At 37.9% G+C, this 2014-nt stretch carries 2 protein-coding genes; one reads left to right on the plus strand and one right to left on the minus strand.

Going from position 1 to position 2014, the window contains the following annotated elements:
- The first annotated feature begins 328 nt into the window (after positions 1–328).
- Positions 329–940, plus strand: coding sequence for an AAA family ATPase (locus GMA13_RS10485; RefSeq protein ID WP_255884522.1), 612 nt, complete (start codon positions 329–331; stop codon positions 938–940).
- A 122-nt stretch (positions 941–1062) separates the two neighbouring features.
- Here GMA13_RS10485 and GMA13_RS10490 read toward each other — a convergent pair whose 3' ends face one another.
- Positions 1063–1803: a M23 family metallopeptidase gene (locus GMA13_RS10490; protein ID WP_255884521.1), complete on the minus strand. Its 741-nt coding sequence runs from the start codon at positions 1801–1803 to the stop codon at positions 1063–1065.
- Positions 1804–2014 lie beyond the last annotated feature (211 nt).

Genomic DNA, 2014 nt, shown 5'->3' on the forward strand with positions numbered 1-2014 from the left:
GTGAGATTAATTATATCACTCTCATTCGCTTCTGTCAAGACTTATTTTGGAATTTTTTAAGCTTTTTTCAAGCTTTTCTAATTCCTCTCGCCTCTCTTGCGACAGCTTCACTATTATATCAACCCTCATCTCAATTGTCAAGCCTTTTTTCTTGTAATTTCGCCTCTTTCTACCAATTTGTGCAAATCCTCTCTGTTTACTTTATTTTTATAGTCAATATTAACAAATACTATTTCGTTTTTTCATATAAATAGAATATGGATTTTTTTCACCCAAGTGATATAATTGTAATATTAGATAATCTTATGGTTTAGGAGCGAATGGTATTATGAGTTGTAAACACGTAATCACAATTGGACGTCAATTTGGTAGTGGAGGCAGAGAGCTTGGTATTGCTCTTGCAAAAAAACTTGGAATAAAGTACTACGACAAGGAGCTTATCTCACTTGCCGCTAAAGAAAGCGGATATAATCCTGAAATTTTTGAAAACGTTGACGAGCGAGCTACAAACAGCCTGCTGTACAGCCTTTCAATGGGAATTTACAATCTCGGCAACGGATATGCGCCTATGCGTGATATGCCTGTTAATGATCAACTTTATCTTTTACAGCACAAGATTATACGTGAGCTTGCCGCTGAGCCTTGTGTTATTGTTGGCAGATGCGCAGATTATATTCTCAGAAACAACAAAAATCTTCTCCGTATTTTTGTATACGCAAATCTTGAAGACCGTGTAAAGAACGCTGTTGAAATTCATAATGTGCCTGAAAACAAGGCTGAGTCTATTATTAAAAAAACAGACAAAACAAGAGCAAATTACTATAACTTTTATTCTAATCAAAAATGGGGCTCTGTTGAAAACTATGATTTGTGCTTGAACACATCTACCATAAGCCGTGAATCCGCAGTTAATATGATATGTAGCTTTATTGATTGCTGATGCCTATTAATTTCTCCACACTTTTTACTAACACAAATATAAAAGAAGAAGCCGACTTTTTTTATGGTCGGCTTCCTTTTCTGCCCCTAAAACGGTTCGAGGGCTTGCTGATACAAATATACTCAATGAGCGTTATTATTATTCAAGAATTCTTCAGGGTTTACAGGTTTTCCGTCTACGCTTATTTCAAGATGAAGGTGTATCCCATCCTTTTCTTCACCGGCAATTTTTCCGAGATTTCCAATAACGTCGCCTGCGCTTAGATGTGCTCCTATTTTTAAGCCCTCACTCGGCTCTACTCCGCAATAGGTTATAACGCTTCCGTCATTGTTTTCTGTGACTATAATTCCGCCCATAATTTCATCCGTCTTAATCGCCTGAATTGTTCCTGTTGTTATCATATGAACAGACGCATCTTCCTCGCTTTTAAAATCTGTTCCGTTATGCGTGCGGTAATCACCGAAGGTTTCAGATTTAACCGGAGTAACTCCGCTGTATTTTTTGACTACCTCTTTTCCTACCGGATAAAAGTAGTCCTCTGATTTTTCTGCTGTCGCTTCGGTCGGTGTTGAAGCATCTGTTGGAAATGCTGTTTCTGCTTGATTAGCAACATTAGCAGCTTCCGGCGCTGTTTCTGTTGTAGGCTGTGTTGACGGATTATCCGCTGTTGCGTCAGTCGGGTTGGTGCTGTCACTCTTAGGCTTTGTTTCAATAACGCTCGGCTGCATATAATCATTTACAGACGAATAGGCTGACCATGCAGCTCCGCCCATTGCTACCATACACAGCGCAAAAATAACATAAAAGCTTTTTCCGTATTTTTTCTTCTTGCTCGTTTTCTTCTCCGGTTCTTTTTTGTCCATATATTTTTCCTCCGTTTCATTGTTGCAAGGTTATTATTGACAGCAATCAAGTTACTTATGCATAAAATGAAAGCCTGCGTTTTCATGAACAAGTCCGTAAAAAATGGACAATAGAAAAAAGACCCCTCTTGATGTAGAATATACATCAGGAGGGATATTTTTATGCCAAGAAGTTATCGACATGTAAAGGAATATGAAACAGAAATAATAA

It is taken from the genome of Ruminococcus sp. zg-924, from assembly GCF_024433635.1.
In the GTDB taxonomy this organism is placed as follows: Bacteria; Bacillota; Clostridia; order Oscillospirales; family Acutalibacteraceae; genus UBA7067.